The organism is Binatus sp. (SeqCode) (assembly GCF_049584895.1).
Lineage (GTDB): Bacteria > Desulfobacterota > Binatia > Binatales > Binataceae > Binatus.
In genome coordinates this window covers 45,794-67,423 of the sequence record NZ_JBAUYR010000033.1, presented here as the reverse complement: position 1 = coordinate 67,423, position 21,630 = coordinate 45,794, and the positions used below count along the sequence as shown (strand labels likewise).

At 60.8% G+C, this 21,630-nt stretch carries 20 protein-coding genes; 6 read left to right on the top strand and 14 right to left on the bottom strand.

Annotated features, from left to right (window positions below):
* The first annotated feature begins 100 nt into the window (after nucleotides 1–100).
* A complete protein-coding gene (locus tag WB650_RS06120) occupies nucleotides 101–1,345 on the top strand; it encodes a hypothetical protein (protein WP_422304297.1) in 1,245 nt (414 codons plus the stop codon).
* An 88-nt stretch (nucleotides 1,346–1,433) separates the two neighbouring features.
* Here the strand turns inward: WB650_RS06120 and WB650_RS06115 are convergent, their stop codons facing one another.
* From WB650_RS06115 to mutL, 3 genes are read right to left on the bottom strand one after another with little or no spacing between them, the layout of a single operon-like run.
* A complete protein-coding gene (locus tag WB650_RS06115; RefSeq protein WP_422304298.1) occupies nucleotides 1,434–2,360 on the bottom strand; it encodes an acetyl-CoA carboxylase carboxyltransferase subunit alpha in 927 nt (308 codons plus the stop codon).
* Nucleotides 2,361–2,363: 3 nt separating this feature from the next.
* On the bottom strand, nucleotides 2,364–3,332 hold the full coding sequence (gene miaA, locus WB650_RS06110) for a tRNA (adenosine(37)-N6)-dimethylallyltransferase MiaA (RefSeq protein WP_423959820.1): 969 nt from the start codon (nucleotides 3,330–3,332) through the stop codon (nucleotides 2,364–2,366).
* Nucleotides 3,329–5,149: a DNA mismatch repair endonuclease MutL gene (gene mutL / locus WB650_RS06105; protein WP_423959818.1), complete on the bottom strand. Its 1,821-nt coding sequence runs from the start codon at nucleotides 5,147–5,149 to the stop codon at nucleotides 3,329–3,331. Before mutL ends, miaA begins: the two co-directional genes overlap by 4 nt.
* A 158-nt stretch (nucleotides 5,150–5,307) precedes the next feature.
* Here mutL and WB650_RS06100 point away from each other — a divergent pair, with 158 nt between their 5' ends.
* Nucleotides 5,308–6,540 carry a hypothetical protein gene (locus WB650_RS06100; RefSeq protein ID WP_423959816.1) on the top strand — a complete coding sequence of 411 codons (1,233 nt, stop codon included), beginning with the start codon at nucleotides 5,308–5,310 and terminating at the stop codon, nucleotides 6,538–6,540.
* 44 nt (nucleotides 6,541–6,584) lie between these two features.
* Nucleotides 6,585–6,773: a 50S ribosomal protein L28 gene (gene rpmB, locus WB650_RS06095; protein WP_324093914.1), complete on the top strand. Its 189-nt coding sequence runs from the start codon at nucleotides 6,585–6,587 to the stop codon at nucleotides 6,771–6,773.
* A gap of 42 nt (nucleotides 6,774–6,815) precedes the next feature.
* Here rpmB and WB650_RS06090 read toward each other — a convergent pair whose 3' ends face one another.
* Nucleotides 6,816–7,019 carry an ArsC/Spx/MgsR family protein gene (locus tag WB650_RS06090; protein ID WP_422305274.1) on the bottom strand — a complete coding sequence of 68 codons (204 nt, stop codon included), beginning with the start codon at nucleotides 7,017–7,019 and terminating at the stop codon, nucleotides 6,816–6,818.
* Nucleotides 7,020–7,276: 257 nt separating this feature from the next.
* On the opposite strand from WB650_RS06090, the gene WB650_RS06085 reads away from it, so the two are divergent.
* Nucleotides 7,277–7,879 (top strand): hypothetical protein, encoded by a 603-nt coding sequence (locus WB650_RS06085; protein WP_422305277.1) that lies wholly within the window; start codon nucleotides 7,277–7,279, stop codon nucleotides 7,877–7,879.
* Nucleotides 7,880–8,297: 418 nt separating this feature from the next.
* On the opposite strand, the gene WB650_RS06080 is transcribed toward WB650_RS06085, so the two are convergent.
* Nucleotides 8,298–8,687, bottom strand: a complete 390-nt coding sequence (locus WB650_RS06080; protein WP_423959813.1) for a VOC family protein — start codon at nucleotides 8,685–8,687, stop codon at nucleotides 8,298–8,300.
* Between the two features lie 135 nt (nucleotides 8,688–8,822).
* Here WB650_RS06080 and WB650_RS06075 point away from each other — a divergent pair, with 135 nt between their 5' ends.
* Nucleotides 8,823–9,305, top strand: coding sequence for a carboxypeptidase-like regulatory domain-containing protein (locus WB650_RS06075; protein ID WP_422305281.1), 483 nt, complete (start codon nucleotides 8,823–8,825; stop codon nucleotides 9,303–9,305).
* A gap of 165 nt (nucleotides 9,306–9,470) precedes the next feature.
* A complete protein-coding gene (locus WB650_RS06070; protein WP_423959812.1) occupies nucleotides 9,471–11,390 on the top strand; it encodes a hypothetical protein in 1,920 nt (639 codons plus the stop codon).
* 28 nt (nucleotides 11,391–11,418) lie between these two features.
* Here WB650_RS06070 and WB650_RS06065 read toward each other — a convergent pair whose 3' ends face one another.
* The 9 genes from WB650_RS06065 to WB650_RS06025 form a co-directional block, all read right to left on the bottom strand.
* The gene (locus WB650_RS06065; protein WP_422300768.1) at nucleotides 11,419–12,168 is read right to left on the bottom strand and encodes a FecR family protein; all 750 of its coding nucleotides are present in this window, start codon (nucleotides 12,166–12,168) and stop codon (nucleotides 11,419–11,421) included.
* 264 nt (nucleotides 12,169–12,432) lie between these two features.
* A complete protein-coding gene (locus WB650_RS06060) occupies nucleotides 12,433–13,500 on the bottom strand; it encodes a radical SAM/SPASM domain-containing protein (RefSeq protein ID WP_422300767.1) in 1,068 nt (355 codons plus the stop codon).
* Nucleotides 13,497–13,802, bottom strand: coding sequence for a PqqD family protein (locus tag WB650_RS06055; RefSeq protein ID WP_422300766.1), 306 nt, complete (start codon nucleotides 13,800–13,802; stop codon nucleotides 13,497–13,499). Before WB650_RS06055 ends, WB650_RS06060 begins: the two co-directional genes overlap by 4 nt.
* A gap of 11 nt (nucleotides 13,803–13,813) precedes the next feature.
* A complete protein-coding gene (locus tag WB650_RS06050) occupies nucleotides 13,814–14,653 on the bottom strand; it encodes a hypothetical protein (protein WP_422300765.1) in 840 nt (279 codons plus the stop codon).
* Nucleotides 14,632–15,135, bottom strand: coding sequence for a S24/S26 family peptidase (locus WB650_RS06045; RefSeq protein ID WP_422300764.1), 504 nt, complete (start codon nucleotides 15,133–15,135; stop codon nucleotides 14,632–14,634). Before WB650_RS06045 ends, WB650_RS06050 begins: the two co-directional genes overlap by 22 nt.
* A 19-nt stretch (nucleotides 15,136–15,154) precedes the next feature.
* Nucleotides 15,155–17,182 (bottom strand): hypothetical protein, encoded by a 2,028-nt coding sequence (locus WB650_RS06040; protein ID WP_423959809.1) that lies wholly within the window; start codon nucleotides 17,180–17,182, stop codon nucleotides 15,155–15,157.
* A 90-nt stretch (nucleotides 17,183–17,272) separates the two neighbouring features.
* Entirely contained in the window at nucleotides 17,273–17,440 is a 168-nt protein-coding gene (locus WB650_RS06035; protein WP_422300762.1) for a hypothetical protein, read from the bottom strand.
* Nucleotides 17,441–17,523: 83 nt separating this feature from the next.
* Complete coding sequence (locus WB650_RS06030) at nucleotides 17,524–19,683, bottom strand: hypothetical protein (RefSeq protein ID WP_423959807.1); 2,160 nt, start codon at nucleotides 19,681–19,683, stop codon at nucleotides 17,524–17,526.
* 39 nt (nucleotides 19,684–19,722) lie between these two features.
* Nucleotides 19,723–21,498, bottom strand: a complete 1,776-nt coding sequence (locus WB650_RS06025) for a hypothetical protein (protein WP_423959805.1) — start codon at nucleotides 21,496–21,498, stop codon at nucleotides 19,723–19,725.
* Nucleotides 21,499–21,630 lie beyond the last annotated feature (132 nt).

Here is a 21,630-nt window from a genome sequence, read left to right as displayed (position 1 = left end):
AGAGAACAGCCAGTCTTTGTGGATAAACTTATAGTTAACGCTTGCAAACTGACTGCTATCAGCGCCAACCTGAATTTGTAACCTCTGGGACATTTCGATCGTGAAACGCAATCGTTCAACGCGCCTGATTATACTAGCGATGCTCCTGCTGGCGGCCTGCAACGGCGGCAGATCGTCGACGCCTGCGACGACAACATCCGGCATCGTGCACTTCGTCCCCAACTCTCACGCGTTCTGGAGCAATCCCACAAACTGGACGACCACCTTCGGCCCTGCCTACGCCGATATCACGCTGGCGTCGAGCAACTTCGTGCCGTGCCGCGGCGGACCCTTCGCGCTCTGCTATTACTCGGGACCGAGCTCGGGCGCTGAGGATCTGTCGTGCACGCTCACCGCCGACGGCAAGTATGCCAACTGTCAATGCTTCGACATTCCGTACGGCGTGTACTTCGTGGATATCAATGCGATTCTCAATCACGCGGTCTATGAAAAAACGATCGCGCAATGCGGCGCCGACGGCAGCCTCTGCGCGACGCTCAACTCGGCACCGGTCTGCGCCAACGTGAATGCGGGAAACCTGATGCCGGGGTCGAGCGTCTACTCGACCTTCAGCTTCGATTGCGTCCCGGAAAACGGACTCGGCCTGACCAATTGCGCGCAACAGCCCTACGCCGGATGCATGACCGCGCCATGCTTCAAAACCGCCCAGGCCGGCATCGTCCAATGCTCATGCCCGGTGTTCGACGGTCCATACCAGGTCGGCCAGAACGATCAGGCATGCACGCTCGGCGACGGGCTGACATGGTCGGCCGCTTACGCTCCGCCTGCGACGCCTGCGCCAACACCCGCCGTGTCTGCGGACGCATATAAGATGATGTCCTCCGCTGACGAGCGCGAGGCCGCGGTTCCCGCCGCTGTGCCAAGTCCTCCCGCATGCTTGCCCGACGCGCCCGGCGGCATCGGATGCCCATTGTATGTCCCCGGCGTCACGATGATTCCGCCGGACAGCGGCGTCGATTGCGCCAAGGTCTGCGACGAGTATCACACCTGCCTGCAACCGAAAGGCGCGCAGGCCGGCTTCACCTGCGACGCCACGTTATGCACCGACGAATGCAACGATCGCGACCTGGTAAGCACGGCATGCTCGGGACTTGCCGGATGCGACATTTCCGAAATAGTCAAAGTCGAAACCGCGGCGGATTGCAGTTGCTGCGCCAGCCAACTGTGCCAATGCGACCCCAGCGCCAAAACCAACAAGGCGATCTCCGCGCTGAATCAACAGCAACGCGATCGGAGCATCAAGCCTCAATGCGACATCAACGGAACGCTGTGCGGCACGCCGTGATCAGCCCCGCGAGATCGAGCGCGACGTGCTGGCACTGGTCTACGAACTCGCGCAACGCGACCTGACAAAGGTTGTTCGTCGTTCGCATTTAGTCGATTGAACGATCGCCGTCCACGCGGCCGCGTGTGAGGTACCCCGAGCCCATCACCGCAAACTTTCGTTCGCGCGCGCGGCGCAACTCCTGCGGCTTCAACTTGACCAGGCGCTCCAGGTGCCGTGCGAGCGCCGCGCCAATCAGATGCGCCGCTTCGGCTGGCGCGGTATGCGCTCCGCCGGCGGGCTCAGGCACAATCTCGTCGATTAATCCGAACTCGAGCAAATCCGGCGCCGATAATTTCAGCGCCGACGCCGCCGCGGCAACGTTCTCCTCGCCGCCGGCGCGCCACAAAATCGCGGCGCATCCTTCCGGCGTGATCACCGAGTAGCACGAGTTCTCCTGCATCAGCACGACGTTCGCCACCCCGAGCGCGATCGCGCCGCCGGAGCCGCCCTCGCCGATCACGCAGGTGACGATCGGCACGGTGAGCCGCGCCATCAGCTCGAGGTTGCGCGCGATCGCCTCGGTCTGCCCGCGCTCCTCGGCGCCGACGCCCGACTCAGCTCCCTGCGTGTCGATCAGTGTGATTATCGGCAGGCCAAACCGTTCCGCCAATTCGTAAACGCGCGTCGCCTTGCGATAGCCCTCGGGATGCGGCTTGCCGAAATTGCGCTTGATTCTTTCGCTGGTCGAGCGGCCCCGCTGATGCCCCACAACTGCGACCGCGCGATGGCCAAAATAGGCGAGGCCCGCCACGATCGCGCCGTCGTCGGCAAAGTGCCGGTCGCCGTGTATCTCGATAAAATCGCGCATCAGCAAGTCGATGTAATCGAGCGTCTGCGGGCGATTCGGATGCCGTGCGAGGCGCACGCGTTCGATTGCGCTGCGCGGATCCGAGCGCTGCGCCTCGGTCGTCGCGATCCCGTTGCCGCGATTCTTGCCGCCGCGCGCCTTATGTCCGTTGTGATTGCCTTTCAACTTTTATCTACGCCTGAAAAATTTCTCGAACAACGCAAGAGCATCCTGAGCGCCGCGCTCCGGGTCAAGCCATACGATTTCCGGCTCGCGGCGAAACCAAGTGAGTTGCCGCTTGGCCAGCCGCCGCGATTCCTGCTTGGCTAGAGCGATCGCGTCGGCCAACGTCAGCTCGCCGCGCAGATACGCCGCGATTTGCTTGTATCCAATCGTACTGAGGGGAGGCTTCTCGGGCGAGTATCCCGCCTCGACCAGCGCGCGCACTTCGTCGACGAGTCCGGCCGCGACCATCCCGTCGAAGCGCGCGTCGATAGCCTCGTAGAGTTTTTTGCGTTCAACTTCGACCCCGACTGTCAAAGTGTCGTAGCCGATGTCGGCGAAGCGATGGCGCCGCTGATGCTCCGAAATTGTTTCGCCGGTCAGCTCGAAGACTTCCAGCGCCCGCACTATTCGGTACAGGTCGTTGACGCCGATTCGATTAGCCGCCTCGGGATCGATCTCGCGCAGCTTCTGATGCAGATGCGCGACGCCCTGATCCGCCGCGACTTTCGCCAGCCGGTTGCGAATTTCCGCCGACGCAGCCGGTCCGCTGAAGATTCCGCCGCGGATCACACGCAGATAGAGTCCGCTACCGCCGACCACCAGCGGATTTCGCCCGCGCGCCGCAATGTCGTCGATACTCGCGCGCGCAAGCTGCGCGAACTCGGCCACATCGAGCGACTCGTCGGGATCGCGCACGTCTATAAGATGATGCGGCACGCGCGCCCGATCCTCGGCCGACGGTTTCGCGGTGCCTAGATCCATCCGGCGATAAAACTGGCGCGAGTCGGCGTTGACTATCTCGCAGCCCGCGCGCTCCGCCACCGCCATCGCGAGTGCGGATTTGCCCGCTCCGGTCGGGCCGACAATAGAGCCAACCGCTATCCGCCTAGGACGCGTCCGCTCCGCGATTTCTGCTGCCGGCAAAGCACTCATCGGCGAAACATTCGCTCGATTTGGCCGCGGGCGAACTGAATATGTACCGGACGTCCATGCGGGCAGTTGGTCTTGAACTCGGTGCGATCGAGGTCGGCGAGCAGCGAATGGATTTCCGCGAGCTCGAGCACCCGCCCGACTCGCACCGAGCCGTGACACGCGAGCTGCTTCAGCCAGTTCTCGAATGCGGCCTCGCCGCCGCCGCGAAAGCCCGCATCGCCCATGCTCTCAATCATATCGCCGAGCAGCTTCGCGCCGCCTTCAGGCCCGAACACGGCCGGCGCGCCCTTGAGCAGCAGCGTGGTTGGGCCGAATGGTTCGACGTCGAAACCCATCGCGCGCAGCTCGCTGATCGCGCCATGCACTTGCGACGCGCGCGCGGGGTTCAGCTCGACCGACACCGGCGCGAGCATCGCCTGCGTGCGAATTCCACCGTCGCGCAGTTCCCGGCGCAGCTTCTCGAAGGTGACGCGCTCGTGTGCCGCGTGCTGATCGATCAGGAGCAACCCTTCCTCAGTCTCGAGTGCGATATATCCGGCGAAGATTTGTCCGATCACGCGGAGCTTCGAGTACATCGGGATTGGCGCCGTGGGTATTGGCGGAGCGAGAGTTACACCCGGCCGCGCGTCGCGATCGTATGCGAGCGTGAGCGGACGCTGATACGCGACCGTGCTGGGTGCGTCAGGCACCAGCCGCAGGGGCGCGTCGCTGCGCGCACTCGGAACCGCGTCTCCCGCGCGAGAGTTCTCGATCGCCGACGACATTGTGATCAGTCCCATCGCGGCATCGTCGGTGGATGACGCCGGCGCGGGCGCACTTTCGGTCTGATCCGCCAACCGGTCGCGAATCGCATGATAGACGACGTCGAAAACCGCGCCGCTGTTGCGGAACCGCACCTCAGTTTTCATCGGATGCACGTTGACGTCGACCTCTTCGGGCCGCATATCGACGAATAGCAGCGTCGCCGGATGACGTCCGCGCGGAATCAGCGTCTGGTAAGACTGCTCGACTGCGCGAATCAGCATTCGATCGCGCACCGAGCGGCCGTTGACGAATGTGAAAATCATCCTGCCGGTGGCGAACGATTCCTGGCTCGACGCGGCCAGACCTTGCGCGCGGATTCCGGGACGATCGAGATCGAACGCCAGCATTTTTGTCGCGATCTTCGGACCGAAGACCTGGCGGAATCGCTCGAGCACCAAGTTGGCGCGTGGCAAATCGAACACGACGCGCCCATCGGCGGATAGGCGGAACGCTATATGATGATTGGCGAGCGCGACGCGCTGGAACGACTCGGCAATAGCTCCCTGCTCGGTCGCGAGCGTCTTCAGGAACTTGAGACGCGCCGGAGTGTTGAAGAAAAGTTCGCGGACCTCGATTCGCGTGCCTGCCGCCATCGCGCACGTGCGGGTGTCCTCGATGTTGCCGGCTTCGGCCGCGACCTCGACCCCGTGCTCGTCCTCCGCACGACGCGTTTGCATCCGCAGATGCGACACGCTGGCGATCGAGGCGAGCGCCTCGCCGCGAAATCCGAGCGTGCGAATCGCAGTCAGGTCGGCGGCGCTGCGAATCTTCGAGGTTGCATGACGCCGCAGCGACAGGATCGCGTCGGCACGGGTCATGCCGGAGCCGTCGTCGGCGACCGCGATCAACGCCGATCCGCCGCCCAGAATCTCGACGCTCACCGAGCGTGCGCCCGCATCGAGCGAGTTCTCGACCAACTCTTTGACGGCTGACGCCGGACGCTCGACGACTTCGCCCGCCGCAATCTGGCTGGCGACTTGTTCGGGCAAGATGTGGACGATGTGGTCGGACATAAGCAGCTAGACATTGTAGCTTTCGGACTGGATACTCATGCAACTCGCCGCCATGGCGTCAAAATCGGGGGATAGATGTTGCGCCGCTTGAAGATCGCGGCGGGTTTTGAAAAGCTCTCGGCGCGGCGAACTCGCTGTTTCACGGTACCGCACAAGCGATGAGAAAAATTACGGTAATGCTGCTCGGCGCGGCAATCATTGTGGCCGCGGCGGCGGGCGCGTATGCGGACCAGATCAAAATCGGGGTCGGCGTGATTGGACCGATCTCGCCGCAGACCGAGGCCGATATCGACCAGATCGTCGGCAAACTGCCGAACGTGAAGGCAGTGCCGATTCAGCCACCGGGCGGCGTCGATGCGTGCGTCAAGCGATTCGTCGCGGGCGACCCGGATGATCGGCTCGACGCGGTGATGGTCGTGAGCCTGCCGACCGAATCGTTTCAGTCGCAGCACGATTCGAACGAGGCGAAATTTACCGGCGCTTACGAAATCTGGACGCTGAATCTCTCGACCCTGGAGGAAGATCGCCATCGCTTCACCTTCACCGACAGCGAGCCGGTGGTCGGCGGCTTGACCGCGTTCCTGTCGCTGCCGGCGCAGGCTTTTGCCGAACGCGCGACCGGCAAGAAGCTTATCTCGAGCGATCAGTGGCAGGCGTTCGAGGCGGTGCAGACGCGGGTCGAGGCCAAGTTGGTCGCGGCGACCAAGCTGTATCTGGCGACGGCGTCGATTCGCGATACAGCTCCGCTAAATCCGCTCGATACGGCGAAGGCGCTGCTCGATCGCGGCGACGGCGAGGATGCGATGGCGGTGTTCAAGTCGGCGGGAATCAACAATCCCGACGTGCAGCGGATGATCGCGGCGGCGCAGGGACAGTTGCGGCGTAGTGCGGCGAATGCGCTGCTGGGACGGACGCTTGGCGCGATGGCGGGCGGGAACGCGGGCGAGGCGCGTGTCATCCTGGCGGACTACGAAAAGGCGCCGTCGGCCGAACCTTCGCGCGCCGATTCGATCCGGCGGATTCTGACCGAGATGCCCAACAGTCGCCCCGACTCGATTTACGACGGCGTTATCCGCAGCGACGTGCCCACACTCGACCATCAGGCATTCGTTGCGATGATCAAGCAGCTGTTCGCCGAGCAAACCGGGTCGAGCCCCAACGAGGTGATCGTCGCCGCCAAGGATCTCACGATCCAGGACAAGGACGCGCCCAAGGGCCTCAAGGAGCAGCTCGACAGCTTCGCGGTCGCGCTCGGACGCAGCGCATGGCTGATGAGCCTCAAGTGCGGATGCGACGCGGGCGCGGTGCTGGAGAGCGAAGCGGTCGGCGAGGCGTTGCTGAAGGCGAAGTTTTCACCCTCTTTCACGCGGCCACAGGTCGGGCTACCCTAGCAGGATCGTTCCATCAGGATTTTCAAGGTTCAAACGGAAGACTCATGAGACATTGCGCATACTGCAAGAAGCAGCCGTCAGTCGGCAACAACGTCAGTCACGCGAACAACAAGACCAAGCGGCGGTGGAATCCCAACCTGCAGGAAGTGCGCGCCGAGATAAACGGCAACGTGCGGCGAATCCTGGTCTGCACGCGATGTATCCGCTCCGGCAAGGTCAAGAAGAGCGCGTAGACAGGGACAAACCGACGGAATAAATTCCGTCCTACTTTTCCTTCAGAGCAATGCTTCGAGCTTTTCCGGCGGACGCGCGATGATTGCGCGCTTGCCGCGAATCACGATTGGGCGCTGCATCAGCTCGGGATGCTTCAACAGGATCGCGACGACCGTCTTCTTGTCGGCGTAATCAGCGGCGTTCAGGCCGAGCTCCTTGAAGCGCTTGTCCTTGCGGACCAGGTCTGCGACCGGGACTTCGAGCATGTCGATGATTTTCTCGAGCCGCTCGCGAGTCGGGTGATCTTTCAGGTATTCGATGGTGTCGAACTCGACACCGCGCGCCCGAAGTATCTCGAGCGCGCCTTTCGAATTCCCTCAGCCAGGATTGTGAAAAAGAGTTATTCGTTCCATCGCGTCCTCGTCTGGATTTTTGGAGAGCATAAGCGATGCTCGGGCTTTGATGGAAATGCCCAGAGCGGCTACAATTTCACCCGGCGCGAAACCTATGCCAGGGAGTCATCGTGAAGAACATTTCCAATAACAGGTCGGGACGCCGTTTCGGTTTCGCGGCGGTCGCTCTTTCGGTTGCAGTCGTCGCGGGTCTGGCATCGGGGACGCGAATTGCGGGCGCGGCGAACGTCAGCGGGCTGATGTCGTACCGCGACGGACGTCCGGCCGACCGGCGCCAGCTTCATTACGAAAATCGCGTGACCAACGACATCTTTGTCGCGCCGACCACGCCCGACGGATCGTTTACGGCGGACCTGCCGCCGGGAGTTTACGATCTCCGCGCCGAACGTGGCGTCATTCTCGCCAGCAAGATTCGCGTGGGTAACGATGACGTCAATGTCGGCCATGTGGTCGAACCGGCGCCGCTGGATGTACGCCGGCCATTCGAGCATGAAGGTGTGGCGGAAACTATCGTCGACAGCCCTGCGCCTGCGACCGCAAATCTCGTTTCGGGACGTCCGCTCGCCGGGATGAAATACGGGCACGAGGCGCTGGCCCCCTTCGGCGCGCCGGTCGGAACGCCGGCCCCGCAGTCCACGCCGCTTGGAGAGGCTACTCCGGTGGCGGTAGCGTCGCCGGGCGCGATGGAATCGCCGGGTTTAGGCGGGTACTGATCAGAGCGTTCGACGAATTGGGGGCCGGTTACCCTGGGATAGCGCACGAGCCCTCCCGTCGCAAATCGGCTGACGATGCCGGTGTTGGATTAACTGCGGCTTGCCCCGCGACAATTGGAGCTGAAGAAAGTATGGATGATCGGATCACCTTACTTCCGTCCCGCGGCACTGCGGATCTACGGAAAGAACTCGGCGTCTGGGTCTTTCATTGCGGCGAGCCATTATCGGCTTCGACCGTCGAAGAAAGTATCGCTCAAGTCCGGCGCGAGCGAGATGAGTGGAACCTCGGACTAAGCGATTGATAGCGTTTTTCGATACCTCAGTGGTGGTCCCGGCTTCGTCGAAGATCAGAGCGTCACTATTTTGAAGTCGGAAAGCCTAAATTAACGGCAGCCAAAAACGAACTCGAGCGGGTGACCTAACGGCCAGTTCTTTCGACGAACTCGAGGCGGTTGCCCCAGGGATCGCGCACAAAGAAACGCTCCTGGCCGGGAAATCGGTTGCCCGCGATTATTTCGATGCCGGCGGATTCCAGTTTCTTGCGAAGCGCTTCGAGATCGGCGACGCGGAACGCGGGATGACGGCGCGATTTCTTATTGACCGACGACGCGTCCTTCTCGGTGGTCAGATGCAGTTGCTGTACGCCGCATTGGTACCATACGCCGGGGTTGCCGCTATCGGTGTTGGCTGGACGCTCCAGCGGTTGGAGTCCGAGCAATCCTGCGTAAAATGTGCGCGCCGTCGAGAGCGCGTCGTCGCCGGCGTCGATGAGAAGGTTTACGTGATCCAATCCGATAATCAGGCTCATCGGCAATCTCTCCCGGGTTCGCTTGCTCGATCAAATCTTTTTCCAGCGAGTACTGCGTGTCAATTAGGTAATTCCACAAGTTCACGGAATTGGTACCGTGACGCGGACGCGTGTTCCATCAGCGGAGGAACTGAAATGCATAAAACTACGATTGTGTTGGCGGGTGTTTGCGCACTGGTGGCAAGTGCCGGGTCGTTCGCAATCGCTGCCGACATCGTCGGCACTGTTATGGACGCGGGCGGTCAGGCGGTTGCCGGATCCAAAGTTAGTGCCGCCGATCAAAGCGGGCACATAGCGGGTGATGCAACTACCGATCAACAAGGACGCTATGTAATCTCAGGTCTTCGTCCCGGCCAATATGACATCAAGCTCGACCCTGGCACTGCCAATCTGAAGGGCGATACTGCCGTCAGCTATGTAGATGCTAAAGGCCTCACAGTGGATTGGGTGGCGGGACCATCGCGCGACGCGATCGCTACCGCACGGCCCGGTACTCAGCCAGCTGCGATGAGCAATCGAAGCCAGATCACACCGTCTGACTCCGACGACAAAGACATTGCTCCGGGGTGCAAGGGAATGGTTGGACCCCCTTGCGAGCCGAAGTTGCCAAAGAAGTAATCTCGACCACCGACTCGCGACAGAATTTATCACCGGTTGCGCTCCGGCCGGTGTGAGCGCAATCCATTTCGGATTCGCGCTCGCCCGTTGATTCGTTTTTCCAGCGGCCAGTTCGCCTTAAGCGGCCGAGGTGCGCGTGATATACCGGTGTGCATCCGGCCACTCGTGAACTTTCGGCTTCTTCAAACGCTTGCGACCGCGGCTTGTGCAATTGCCGCGATTTACCTGCTCTCGATCCTCGTGACCGGTGGCTACGGGGTAAATTTCGCCGGCGTCAGGTTCGACGCCAACAAGCTATGGCCCGCGATTGTCGCGATGCTGGGATTCGCACTGCTGCGATTGGTCTTTCGACACGGCTCGATCGAAGGCGCGCTCAGGTCGAATCCAGGATTTATGGTTTTCTCGATCGCGCTGATCGTGTTTCTAGCCAATGGCCGGACGATCTCCGGCGGCGATTCGGTGCCCGCGAAAAATCTGCCGCTGAGTATCCTGCTTCACAGGAACTTCTACCTCGATCAACTGGTCACTCCCGGCCAGAAAAAGATTCCCTATTATCTGCGCGAGAGCGGCGGGCATTACGTGTCTGACTACCCGGTCGGCGCCGCGCTGATGGCGTTGCCCTTTTATGTGCCGTCGGTGGTTTGCGGCGTGAGCCCGAGCAGCCGCGTTTTCGCCGAGCTCGAAAAAGTCTCGGCCGCGACGATCGTCGCGCTTTCCGCCCTGCTGCTCTATCTGGCCGCCGCGCGCGTCACCGCCAACTGGATGGCGATGCTCCTGACCTTCGTCTATGCGTTCGCAACCACCAGTCTCAGCGTAAGCAGCCAGGCGCTGTGGCAGCATGGCCCCGCGCAACTCGCTCTGGCAGCCGCGATCTATTGCCTGGTCCGCGCCCGCGACGATCCACGCTGGGCAGGATATGCGGGTCTGCCGCTCGCGTTCGAGGTGATTACTCGCTCCGCCGATGCGTTGATCGCGGCGCCGCTCGGACTGTACGTCCTGATCTACTATCGCCGCGAGATCTGGACTTTCATCACGGCCGCGATCCCACCGCTGCTGTTTCAACTCTGGTACAGCGCCATTTACTTCGGATCGCCGCTGCGGATCCAATTTCTCACCGAGCCGACAGCAGTAGGCAGCCAAACCGTCGCGCCAAGCGGACTATGGACGACCTCGTTCGCAAATGGATTGGCGGTAGCGATGCTGAGTCCCGGCCGCGGACTGCTTTTCTATTCGCCGATTTTCATTCTGTCACTGGCCGGATTGGTGCTCGCATGGCGAAAGAATGGCGACATTCTGCTGCGCTACCTGGGAGTCGGCGCGATTTTGACGATATTGCTGATCGCGAAATGGCATAAAACATCGGGCGGTGAGTCTTTCGGCCCGCGCCTGCTCGCGGACCTGACACCGATAATGGCGTTTGCGCTGTTTCCGCTCGCGGATTCGATTCGCAATCGTCGCGCGCTTGCCGTTGTGTTCGCGATGCTCGGTGCATGGTCGGTAACCGCGAACGCGTCCGGCGCTTTTATCAGCTATCGAGGATGGAACCAGTGGGCTCTCAACGACGCGGACCAGCGCCTGTGGTTATGGGGCGACAATCCGGTCGTCGATCCGTTTCGATCGACTTTCGACGCGATCAGGATCGCGCTGGGTCATCGCGTGACCAGCCGCAATTCTCCGGACCTGCTCGACGGTGCATTGATGCTGCTCAACACGCCTCCACATGACGCCGCGCCGGGGGCGCGCGTCCATATTTCCATCCGCGCCATCAATACCGGCAGGGCCGTGTGGCTCGGGGGGCGTTCAGCGGATGAACGCGGAATGGTTAGTCTGAGATGGGAATGGAGGCGTGACGGGAAGGTGGTGGGAGACGATGAAGCGCGGAGCGCGCTTCACCTGGATGTCTTTCCGGGAGGCTCGATGGATCTCGATGCGTCGGCGCTTGCGCCGGACTCACCCGGCCACTACGAACTCGAGATTTCACTAGCGGCTGAGATTGGCAGTCAGACTTTGCGCCCGATAGGGCGACCTCTGTCTGTCCCGGCAACGGTCAGGCCATCCGCGGCAGTATCAGGCAGCGCACCGTAAGCGCGATCTGCATCCGCGATGGCTTACTTTATTTCGATGGTGACGACGACCCGCCAAACGCTCCGGCTCCAGCCGCGATGCCCACGCCGGCACCTGCTGCGAGGCCTACTCCAAGCGCTGTCGCACCGACCACGCCGCCCAAGCCTGCGCCACTCGCCCCGGCGAATCCTCCGCATGCCATCGTCGAGTGTTGACCGCCCTTGATGTCCTTGCATTCGGGCGGAGTAGCTGTATTGCAGAACTGCACCGTGCCGTCGTTGACGCTCAGGTCAGTGAACTGGAAGCAATCAGGGTATCCCTGGCGGCCGTTGGTGTCAGTATGCATTTGAAAATCAGTTCCGCGAACAGCTCCGATCGCGTTGGGGGTGTTCACTTCGAAGGTTGTGGAGCTGCCTTTCATTGCGCCCACGATCAGGGAGTGAAGATCGCCGTTCAGCAGTCCGACCTTGCTCGGCGCACCGACTCCGTTCACCAGGACGCTCTCGTCGATGACCAGGGTTGACGAGGAGCCCAGTTGCAGCGAGCTGTTATCAACCAAGCCAATCGTCAACGATGCGTTGGCATCCGTCGCGATTCTGTCGTGCAGCATGACCGGCATGTTCGGCGCTACCGCGATGGTCGCGCCGGCGCGCTGGATGTTCGCGGTTCCGGCCAGTTGCGTGATCGTACCGACCGTGTTTTGCGCGTGAGCCGCCGGAGCGATCGCAGCTATCGCGATCATCGCAAGCACCACCAGCGAACACGCCCGCACCCATTTCAAAATCCCCCGATACTGCATCTACGTCACGCCCCTCCAGGCACTAAATACATCTGCGCCACGAATTGGTGGTCCAGTTTGGCATACTGCACATCCTGACAAAAACAGACGCAATCGTAGGCCAAGGCTGCTTCGACATCAGGATTGGCTCTTATATAGCAGAGTAGCGGTCTCAACTCGATTCCAGTGGCCTCACGATTACGTAAAAACTCACAAATAATGTAAAAATTAATGGACTGTACCGATTGCAGAAACCTTCGTAGCCCACTTTCGAGCACTTTAACGCTAACCCTCTGACCCCGTCCGCTGTCGGATGAGCATGTTTGCGCTGGGGACCCCAGTCCGAGCGTAGGACTTTTCGCAATCAGCAGTCGAAGGCCCTCGCATGTTTCCTTCCATATAAGCAAGCCCGGGACACCGGCTGCATCCGGCCGCATGGGAACAGGTCGAGCACACCGGCAGGTCGCGGGTCCGTATCGATCGGACTTCCTCCAGCTGCGGAGAATATTTCCAGATGTCGATGAACTTCTGCTGGCGGACGTTGCCGCTCGGCAGCGGAAATTGCACGCACGGATATACGTCGCCGTAGGGAGAGACGTAGCAGGCGCTGTGCCCTGCGCTGCACGGGATGTTATCCATGACGTCCTCGTCGGCTCCTGGAGCGACTGCGATGAATTCGTCCTCCTCGCCGGCGATGGTTTTGTCGTTCATTATCTCGCGCAGAGTATCGCGGTCGACGTTCAAACGCAGCAACGACCTGTCCCCGTTGATATGCGGCGTGATGGTGGGATCGACGGTGAAATAAGCGCCAAGCTCTGCCGCGAGCGCCTGCACGCCGGGATAATCCCATCGGGTCTGTTTCATAACGACGTTGGCCACCGTGACCTTAAGTCCCCGTGACACCATGAAGCGAATCGCCTCGATCGAGCGCTCCAGCGAGCCTTTCACCTTGGTGATCGCGTCGTGAACCTCGGCGCGATGGGAGTAGATGCTGACCTGAACCGTCTCGACTCCGAGATCGCGAATGAGAGCGGCTTCTTTTTCCCGAATTAGGATTCCGTTGGTTTTCAGTTTGACGTTGAAAGTCAGTTCACGCGCGCGACGGATGATCGCGAACAGATCCTTGCGCAGCAGAGGCTCGCCGCCGCTGATGGTCAGAAAGAAGACGCCCGCCTCCGCCATCTGGTTCATCAGATCTTCGATTTCGTCGTAGCTCAGTTCACCGAGGTCGTCGTGGTCGAGGTAGCAATGCACGCAGCGCTCGTTGCAGCGCCAGGTAACGTCCAGGTGGACGCCCAGCGGAATTCCCATCTGGATTGCTTTGGCGTTGAGGTTCTCGAAAATCTTGCTCATGCGCTCTCCTGCAGGATCGGATGGTCGGCGAGCAGAAGGATTCCTTCCTGCGCGAGTTCCTTGACCAATTCGAGCGCATCTCGATAGGCGGTGTCGGCATCCACTTCGAATTCGGAAACTACTGCCCGCGCGACGATTTCCCGCAGCGGAGTTGCGCCATCGGCCGCGGTCCAGATACGCGCAGCGGTGGGATTCAGGCTGAACACCCTGGAATTCTTGACCGCCATGACGACCATCTCGTCCGCCATCATTCGAGCCGCGATGTCGGGACTCGGCTTGATGTAGATATCGCTGGTGTCCACGCTTCCTCCCCTCATCCGATCAGGTCCCAAACTTTTTCATCGCGCTGAAAGGTCAATTCGTAAACCGGAACCCGCGACACGAAATCGCAAGCCGAACCAAACAGTTGTTCGACTCGATTCGCATCGTCGGCAAAAAACAAAATGTTTCGCAGTAATCGTCGCGCCGCGTCCGCCGCTCCGATTCGGCTCGCAACATTGTGCCGCCCCTGCACCAGCAAGTACAACCCCGCAATCGGCGCCGAAATATTTTCCCCGGCTCTGCCCAAGTCGCCGGCGAAAGGGGTACCGCACGCTTGGTAGCGCTCGCCGAAGCGACGCACGTATGAGATTTCATCGGTGAGCAGCGTCACGTCAGGCGGCGCCAGTCGCGAAATCGTGGTTTTGCCCGCTCCCGATACTCCCGAAAACAAAAACGCGCGCCCATTGCGAACCGCACTCGCCGAATGCACCAGGAAGCCGCCCCGCTCCGCCAGCACCAGGCTGTGCACGATGCGCATGACGGCATCGATCGCATACGGATAGGCGGCCTGCCGCACGGATCCGCGCATGCTTACAGGGTCCCATTGCGCGCGAAAGTCGCCCCGGTTGATGGTCCAGTGCCCATCCGCGTAGCGAACTTCCAGCTCTTCGTCGTCGCTATCACTGTTAGCCACCGCTGCGACCACCTCGACCTCCAGCTGGATTCCTCCGTTGGCAGGCTCGGCGACGAAGCCGGCGTATCGACGCTCGAGCATCGCGATAAAGTCGCGATTGGCGGATTGAATGTTGATCGCCAGACCGCCTATCACGACCGAGGTTTGACCCCCGCACCCTTGCGCCACAGGCGACGTCAAACTTGCTGCAGCGTCCATGTCCGACTGCGAATCGCGTGAATCTTCAACGCCGCACGCCGAAGAAAATCTGAGTGACGGATTGCAAACGATAGAAGCCTCTGAGCGGCAGACGAAGCAATCGGCATTTCGCGTCCACCGCGAGTTATCGAGGCGACCGTGCCGAGAATTTCCGACGGCGCAACCGGCGGATCGCATTGCGGCGCCGCGTCGCCACGGGTAATCAGTCGCGCGGCGCCGGCCTGATCGAGGCGGGCTACCAGCCGATGCGTGCAGAGACGTCCGTCGCGCACGAACAGCAGCAGATCGCCCTTGGCGGGCACGGCGGCCCGCCCCACTGACTCGGCGGGCGCCAGTGCGCGTATCCGCAATTCGTCACCGGGCCAGAGCGTCGGCACCATACTGCTCCCGGCCACCCGGACGCGCACCTCATTGCCGGCGCGCAGCGAACCGGCGACCAGTTCGCATCCTACGTGGTCAAATGTGTCGGTGGTTGCTTCCAAAATGCACCGCCGGGTTGGCTTATAGTCCTGATTGCGCCGCCTGAATTGCCGTACTGCCGCCTAGGGTTGAAAAATAAATCTGCGAGGCGCCACTGAAAGCGGACGCGTTGTCGACGACGATCCCGCTGGTCCCGCCGGATTCCGGCAACACCGCAGATGGAGTCGCACCGGCTGCCAAGGCAGAAGTAATGGTGAAAGACATCACGCATCCGGTGCCGCCACAATTTGCTGGGCGACCGCTCGCTTCAACGCTTACGTAGGCTCGATCAACAGCACCGTTCTGGAACTCTGTCACCTGAGAGCAGGTGGTGGCAGCCGTGCTCAAGGTCGTTGTAATTGCGACCGGGGTGCCCAAGGTATTTGAACTTACGGTTATGGGTATTCTCCAGAGCTGAGCGTCGCCGCCGGTAGTCCCGCAAACGTAGATATTCCCGGTCGGCGCCGCGGCGAAGTAAAGCGCGTCGAAGGCGCCGGAATAGAGAGGCACACCGCTGGTCGAGCCGGTTCCCACCGTCACCATGTTTCCGCAACTCGTCTCGGCAAAACCCGGGGCGAACTGGTAAACCGCGGCGTTACCTGCCCCATTGTTGCCCATGAACACGTAGACCATCCCGTTGGTGCCCGCCGCGGGGTCGACTATTGGGGCGTCTGTCGTCAAAGGGGTGCCGGTTCCGGACGTGCCCGGGCTGTTACAACCACCCTCCCCCGAGGTCCACGGGCCCAGAATGTTTGAATTGCCCGCAGATGGAGTTATTCCCGTTGAAGCGCTGACCTCATGAATTCTGCCGCCGTTGCCCGGAGTGGCGCCATCGAACGAGCTGACCACGAAGACTGTTTTGGAGGGATCGTTGTAAACCGGGCCGCTGATTTTTACCACGGCCGCCTGCGCCGGGAATCCACCGGTGGTTATCTCGCCCGGCGTTCCGTTGAATACGCCGGTGAATTTGTGCAAATCGCCGGTATCGTCGCCGACAAAGATCGTGTCGGCGTTGGTGCCGCCATAAACATAGTAGGGCGATGAGTTGGTGTCGTTGGGAGTGCCGCTGAAGGCGATAGTAGTCATGCAGGGCGCCGTGCAAGCGCGGTAGTTGCCGTTGGTCACGGTCGGCGCTACTCCGGGGAGTACGGCAGTTTCGGCATGAACGGTCGCGGCGCGACCCGTGGCGGTCGCGGTCGCGGCGGTCGCCAATGTGGCGTGAGTGCTGTTGGCGACAGCCGCGATGGTATCGCCGGAGGGTATCCCGGTCGCGGTGATTTGTGCGCCAACATCGGCGGCGCTGAAGCTCCCGGCAGTCGCGACAATAGCGGTGGTGCTGTTCAGGGTGAGCGTCAGGGCATGATTGGCGGCCGGCCCTGCGTTCCATTTCAGAAGAACCAGGTTCGCCGTGGTACCGACAGACTGGACGAATGCCAGCTGGGCGCCGTTAGAAGAGAGCGTTACCGAAGTCGCAACCGTTCCTCCCGTATTGAAAGCCCATGCAATCGTGGGAACAGTGCCACCACAGCCGCTATAGACGTTGGTGAAGGAGATGATGCTCGCCTGCGTTGCCGATCCGGCCAGACTCGTATTGAACGCGACGTAGTCGCTGCAGCTCGCGGCGGAGGTTCCGAAGGTGAATTTTGCGGGAAAGAAGCCTGCGCCGACTTTGGCCCCGGCAGCGCCGAGCGATTCGCTCCAGTCCTTCTTTATTGGGACTTTCTTGGTTTTCTTGTTTTTCTTTTTTTTACCATCCGGAAGTGAGATGGCTTCCGACTCATCCGTGATCGAGTCGTCGGCTTGAAGCTGGGCGCGCCGAATCTGCTGTATCCAGTAGCGCGGGTCCTGCTGAACCTGGTCTTCCGCCTCGGAACCGGGCTCCGGCGCCGAGAAGACCACATGGCTGGTGCTCCAATCGGTCGGGACGCCGACGAACGGGCTGTGCGCGGCCCGCTCGTAGCCATTGATTTGAGCATTCAGATCAGTGGACGCTGGCTCCTGTCCCCACGCTCGCATCCCCACCAATCCGAGCATCAGAATGCCCGCGATAACCACAAGAGACGTTCGCATCGGAGCTCCCCGTATCACAGTCCCCCAACGAAGTTGAGCGCGCGAGAAAGAGCCTTCATGCCGCGGATGCGGCTGATGCGAGGCCACAGATCAGGAAGTCTTGCGATTCTGATGGCAGGAAGCCTGGGTGCTCTGCATCTTGCCGCAATTGAGCGCCCGAGTTTCGAAGACATCCTCGCGCTCGAATGACGGCTTGAGATACGGCTTTTTCGGCGCAGCCGCGCGCGGCGACCGTTCGTTCTTCTCGTGTTTGCTCATGCTAACGACTCTCCCCTCTCCGCTGCCTTTGATCCTCTGCGCACGCGATTTATTCTCACATAATTCCTATTGCGATGCCTGCATCACAGGCCATTCTGCGCTGCTTGGGTCGCGCAGGGCCCACTGCCGGTACTGCCGGTCGAGCCAGCATTTCCGGTGCATGTTGAGTTGGCCAGCGGTGTGAAATAGACCTGTGATCCGCCGGTCGCAACTGCTATGACGTTGTCGATCACTATCCCGCTCGTCCCGCCGGCTTCGTTTACGCTGGAACTTGCGTTAGTGGTGGCCGTGATTGGAGGGGCGGTCACATTAAACGCCATCACGCAACCCTGGCCGGCGACGGCCGTGCATCCCGACGGCGTCCTGGTGGCATTGACGCTGGCCTCTATGCTTAAGAAGATCCAATCGACGGCGTTCCCGCTAGGCGTGTTGGTGCAGGCTCCAGTTCCGGGGTTACACACCTCGGTGACGTTAGAGCACGTTGTACCTGCGACGGTTCCCAAAGGTGGACCTGTGGTTACGGTGCTCAAAGCGTTAGAGGCAATGGCTACCCCATAGAGAGTGGGGACGCCGCCGGGATCCCCGCAGACGTAGAGATTTCCGCTCGGGCTCGCGCCACTCGCTGCGGTAAAGTATTTGTTGTCGAAAGTGCCACTATAGATCGGAGTCGCTTGGCTGCTGGTACCGATGATAGCCATCGTGCCAACCGATGTTGCCGTGATCGGGATCGGGAGTAGACGAACCCCGGCGTCGGCTGTCGTCGTAGCATCTCTTGCGACGAAGCTGTAGACAGTTTCCGCCACACTGTCGACGATCGGAGCATCCACCATGCCAGCAGCAATCCCGCCGGGCGTCGGCGCTATAGTGATACTGGCCGAGGTGTTGGTTAACGCGACATTTGCGAAGGTCGTATTTTGGATGGTGACGACGTTGGTCGTAGACGTGGCTGTAGCGCTAGCATTGGGAGCCGTTACTACACAATTCGTGGTAGAACCACATGTACCATTGATGGCCTCAACGAAGTTCGCTGCGTCCGTGGTGGTATTTCCGCTGTGAACGACGCACTGCTCAGTTCCATTGGGACAGGTCGCGTGCCACGTATATGTGGTAGCTCCCACTGTAGTCGTGTCACCGCCGCTTGGATCCGTATTAATGGTGGCCGTGCCCGAGCCCGCGCCCAGCCGACCTGACCTCGTGACGACGTTCGTGCTACTGACCTGATTGATAAATCCGCTCGAATCACCCACATAAACGTTCGACGAAGTTGCATCAAAAACCGGGCCAGTCAGGCTATCGCCCGCATCGACCGTGACCGGCGAGCCGCTTGCTGCCGGAGTGCCATTAAAGACCGGGTTGAATTTGTAAAGGAGTCCTTTGTTGTCTCCCACGTAAAGGGTATCGGTTTGGGAATCGTAGTAGGGAGAAGAATTGGTATCGGGATTAGTCAGCGCGAACGCAAACATGCATCCTGTGGAAGCAGGAGTGCACGCAGCATAGTTGGCGGGTGTGGTTTGCTCTGTAAGGACGGTAGGGCCGCTTAGAGTTCCGCTCGTTCCCGAGGTCGGCAACTTGATTAGAACCAGATGAGATCCCTCGGCAAACGCCATTTGGGTACCGTTCAGCGATAGCACCGGCGAAGTGACGATCGCGGCTGCGTCGGCGTTGGTGGTATCGAACGACCAGGACACCACTGGAATCGTCGCGCCGCAGCTATCGTTAGTATACAAATCTTTGAACCCGACGATGCTCGGATGAGCCGCGGTTGGAACCTGGCCGGTTGGGAAGGCGACGTAATCGTTACAGCTCTCGCCGCTGGTGACGAACGAGTACTTCGCAGGAAATACACCTTCGAGGGCAGTGCTCGCGGTGCCCTGCAAATTCATGCTCCAGTCTTTCTTAATTGGGACCGGCTTTACCTTTTTCTTTTTTTGCTTCTTCTTCTTCTCAGCCTTTGCGTCCGCTACCGCCTCATCTGACGATGCCTGAGCGCGCTGAATAAGTTGCATCCAGTAGCGCGGATCCTGCTGAACTTTGTACTCCGCATCCGAGCCTGGGATGGGCTTTGAGAAAACGACATGCCGGCTGGTCCAGTCGGTGGGAATGCCCTGGAACGACTGGTGGGTGGCGGATTCATACCCTGCGATAGCGTCATCGAGGGTCGGCGCCGACTCCTGCGCCCACACGGGCATCGCCAGGAGTCCTACTGCAAAAGCAGCAAACCATACTTTTACTCGTGTTCTCATCTGACGATCGTTCCTCCCCATACCTGATCTATCCACCAACTAATCCAGACCAGCCTGCGTGAGCTTTACTGCACAGAACGCCGAAGTGCCACCGCATACAGTGGTCGATTTCGCCAGCGTGGTGAAGTAGATGCTCGAGGCCTGCGCCTGGATAGCCATATTGTCGATTATGATACCGCTGGTGCCACCGGTGGCTGATGGATAGGTCACGGGAGAGCCGGTGATGGCGGTCGCGGTAGTTCCGCTGATAGTGAAGCCGTACAGGTCGCCAAAGCTGCCGCTAAGGCCTTCGCCAAGGTACAAAAGATCGCTGGTATTAAAGAACTCAGTCAGCGGCGAGCATTGAGCATGGTTGGTCGTGTTTATCGAGCTGGTGACGCCGCTGACAGTGCCGAGCAGGGCAGGAGTCCCGGAAAACGCGACGTTCCACAGCTCTGGATGGTGCGTGCTCCCGTTGTTCTCCGCGCCGCAGACCCACAGGTGGCCGGTTGAGGGCGTCGAGTAGTAGGTATTGTCAAACTGCGGAGTGTGGGTTGGAAACGCGGCGGAGCTTCCGCATCCCTCGTCCCCGGTGCCGACGTCGGCAATCGCCGCCGCACTCCAGCCAGTCCCGGTCGGACTGTTGGTTCCGGTGGTGGCAGCCTGGACCACAACCGTGTGCGTGCCGTCCGCTCCGGTCATCGCGGTCTCGAATACGAACGAGTCGGAGCCGTCGACCAGCGGCGCATCGGCCAAGGCGTTGTTGCCGCTTGAACAGGACGCGTCCCCGACCTGGAGAGTCGAATGGGTGGCGAGGGCCATCGTGCTCCCGACCACAGCATAGAGGACGCCATTCGCACCGCCGACGAACACGAGCCCGCTCGATCCATCGAAAACCGGTCCGGTGAGCTTGGTAGTCGCTCCGACGGCACGGGTGGTCACGGCGGGGGTGCCGGAGCCGAGCACCGGCGTGATCTTATAGAGCGTCCCGGCGTCATCGCCTACGTAGGCGGTATCGGTGCTGTAAACGTAAAATACCGACGAGTTGCTGATGGTATGGGTGCCGCTGGTGCCCAGAGGAATATTGACCAGGCACGACGTGGAGCCGGTGCAACTGCTGAACGCGGTGTGGGTCTGCGCGGGAGCCTTGGCACTGGCGACGGTGCCGCCGTCAGCCGAGTTCCATCGCAGCACGTGAAGAATCGACCCGCCACTGTAGCTCTCGACGAATAAGATTTCCTTGCCGTCCAAGGAGAGCTGCGGCGACGTGGTCACCGTCCCACCGGTCTGGGTAGTGACATTGTAAGCCCACAAGACGGTAGGAGCGGTGCCGCATAATCCGGTGGGGCTGGTTCCCGAGTAGAGATTGTCGAGCGCGACCAGGTTCGCCTGACCTGCGGTCGCACCGGCCACGTTCAGGCCATAGACTGCGAAATCGCTGGTGCAGTTGGCACTCGTGAGTGTGCCGGAGCCCGTGTTGAAGCTGAACTTGGCGGGGAACATGTTCTGGGCGACGCTGCCGTTGCCCAATGAGAACGCCCAATCTTTATGCGACTTGGGCAAGGGCCGCGGCTTGGCAGCCTTGGCGGCACTGTTGTGCGAGGCAACCAAATTGGAGTCGTCGGCGAGCTGCGCGCGCTGAATCTGTTGAATCCAGTAGCGCGGATCCCGCTGAATCTTATCTTCGGCGTCGGAGCCCGGTTGGGGCTTCGAAAAGACGACGTGGCGACTGCTCCAGTCGGTAGGCACGCCCTGGAAGTATTGATGAGCGGCCGACTCGTACCCGCTAATCGACTCCCTCAGAGAAGGCGCAGAGTCCTGCGCCCTCGCGGGCATCGCGAGCAAACCTAACATAAAAGTAGCGAAAACAACCTTTGGAGAGACTCCCCGCAAGACGCTGACTTCGCCCCCTCTCATACAATCGACCGGGTATCGCATCCGTGAGCTTTGGGGCACGATGCTAGGCTT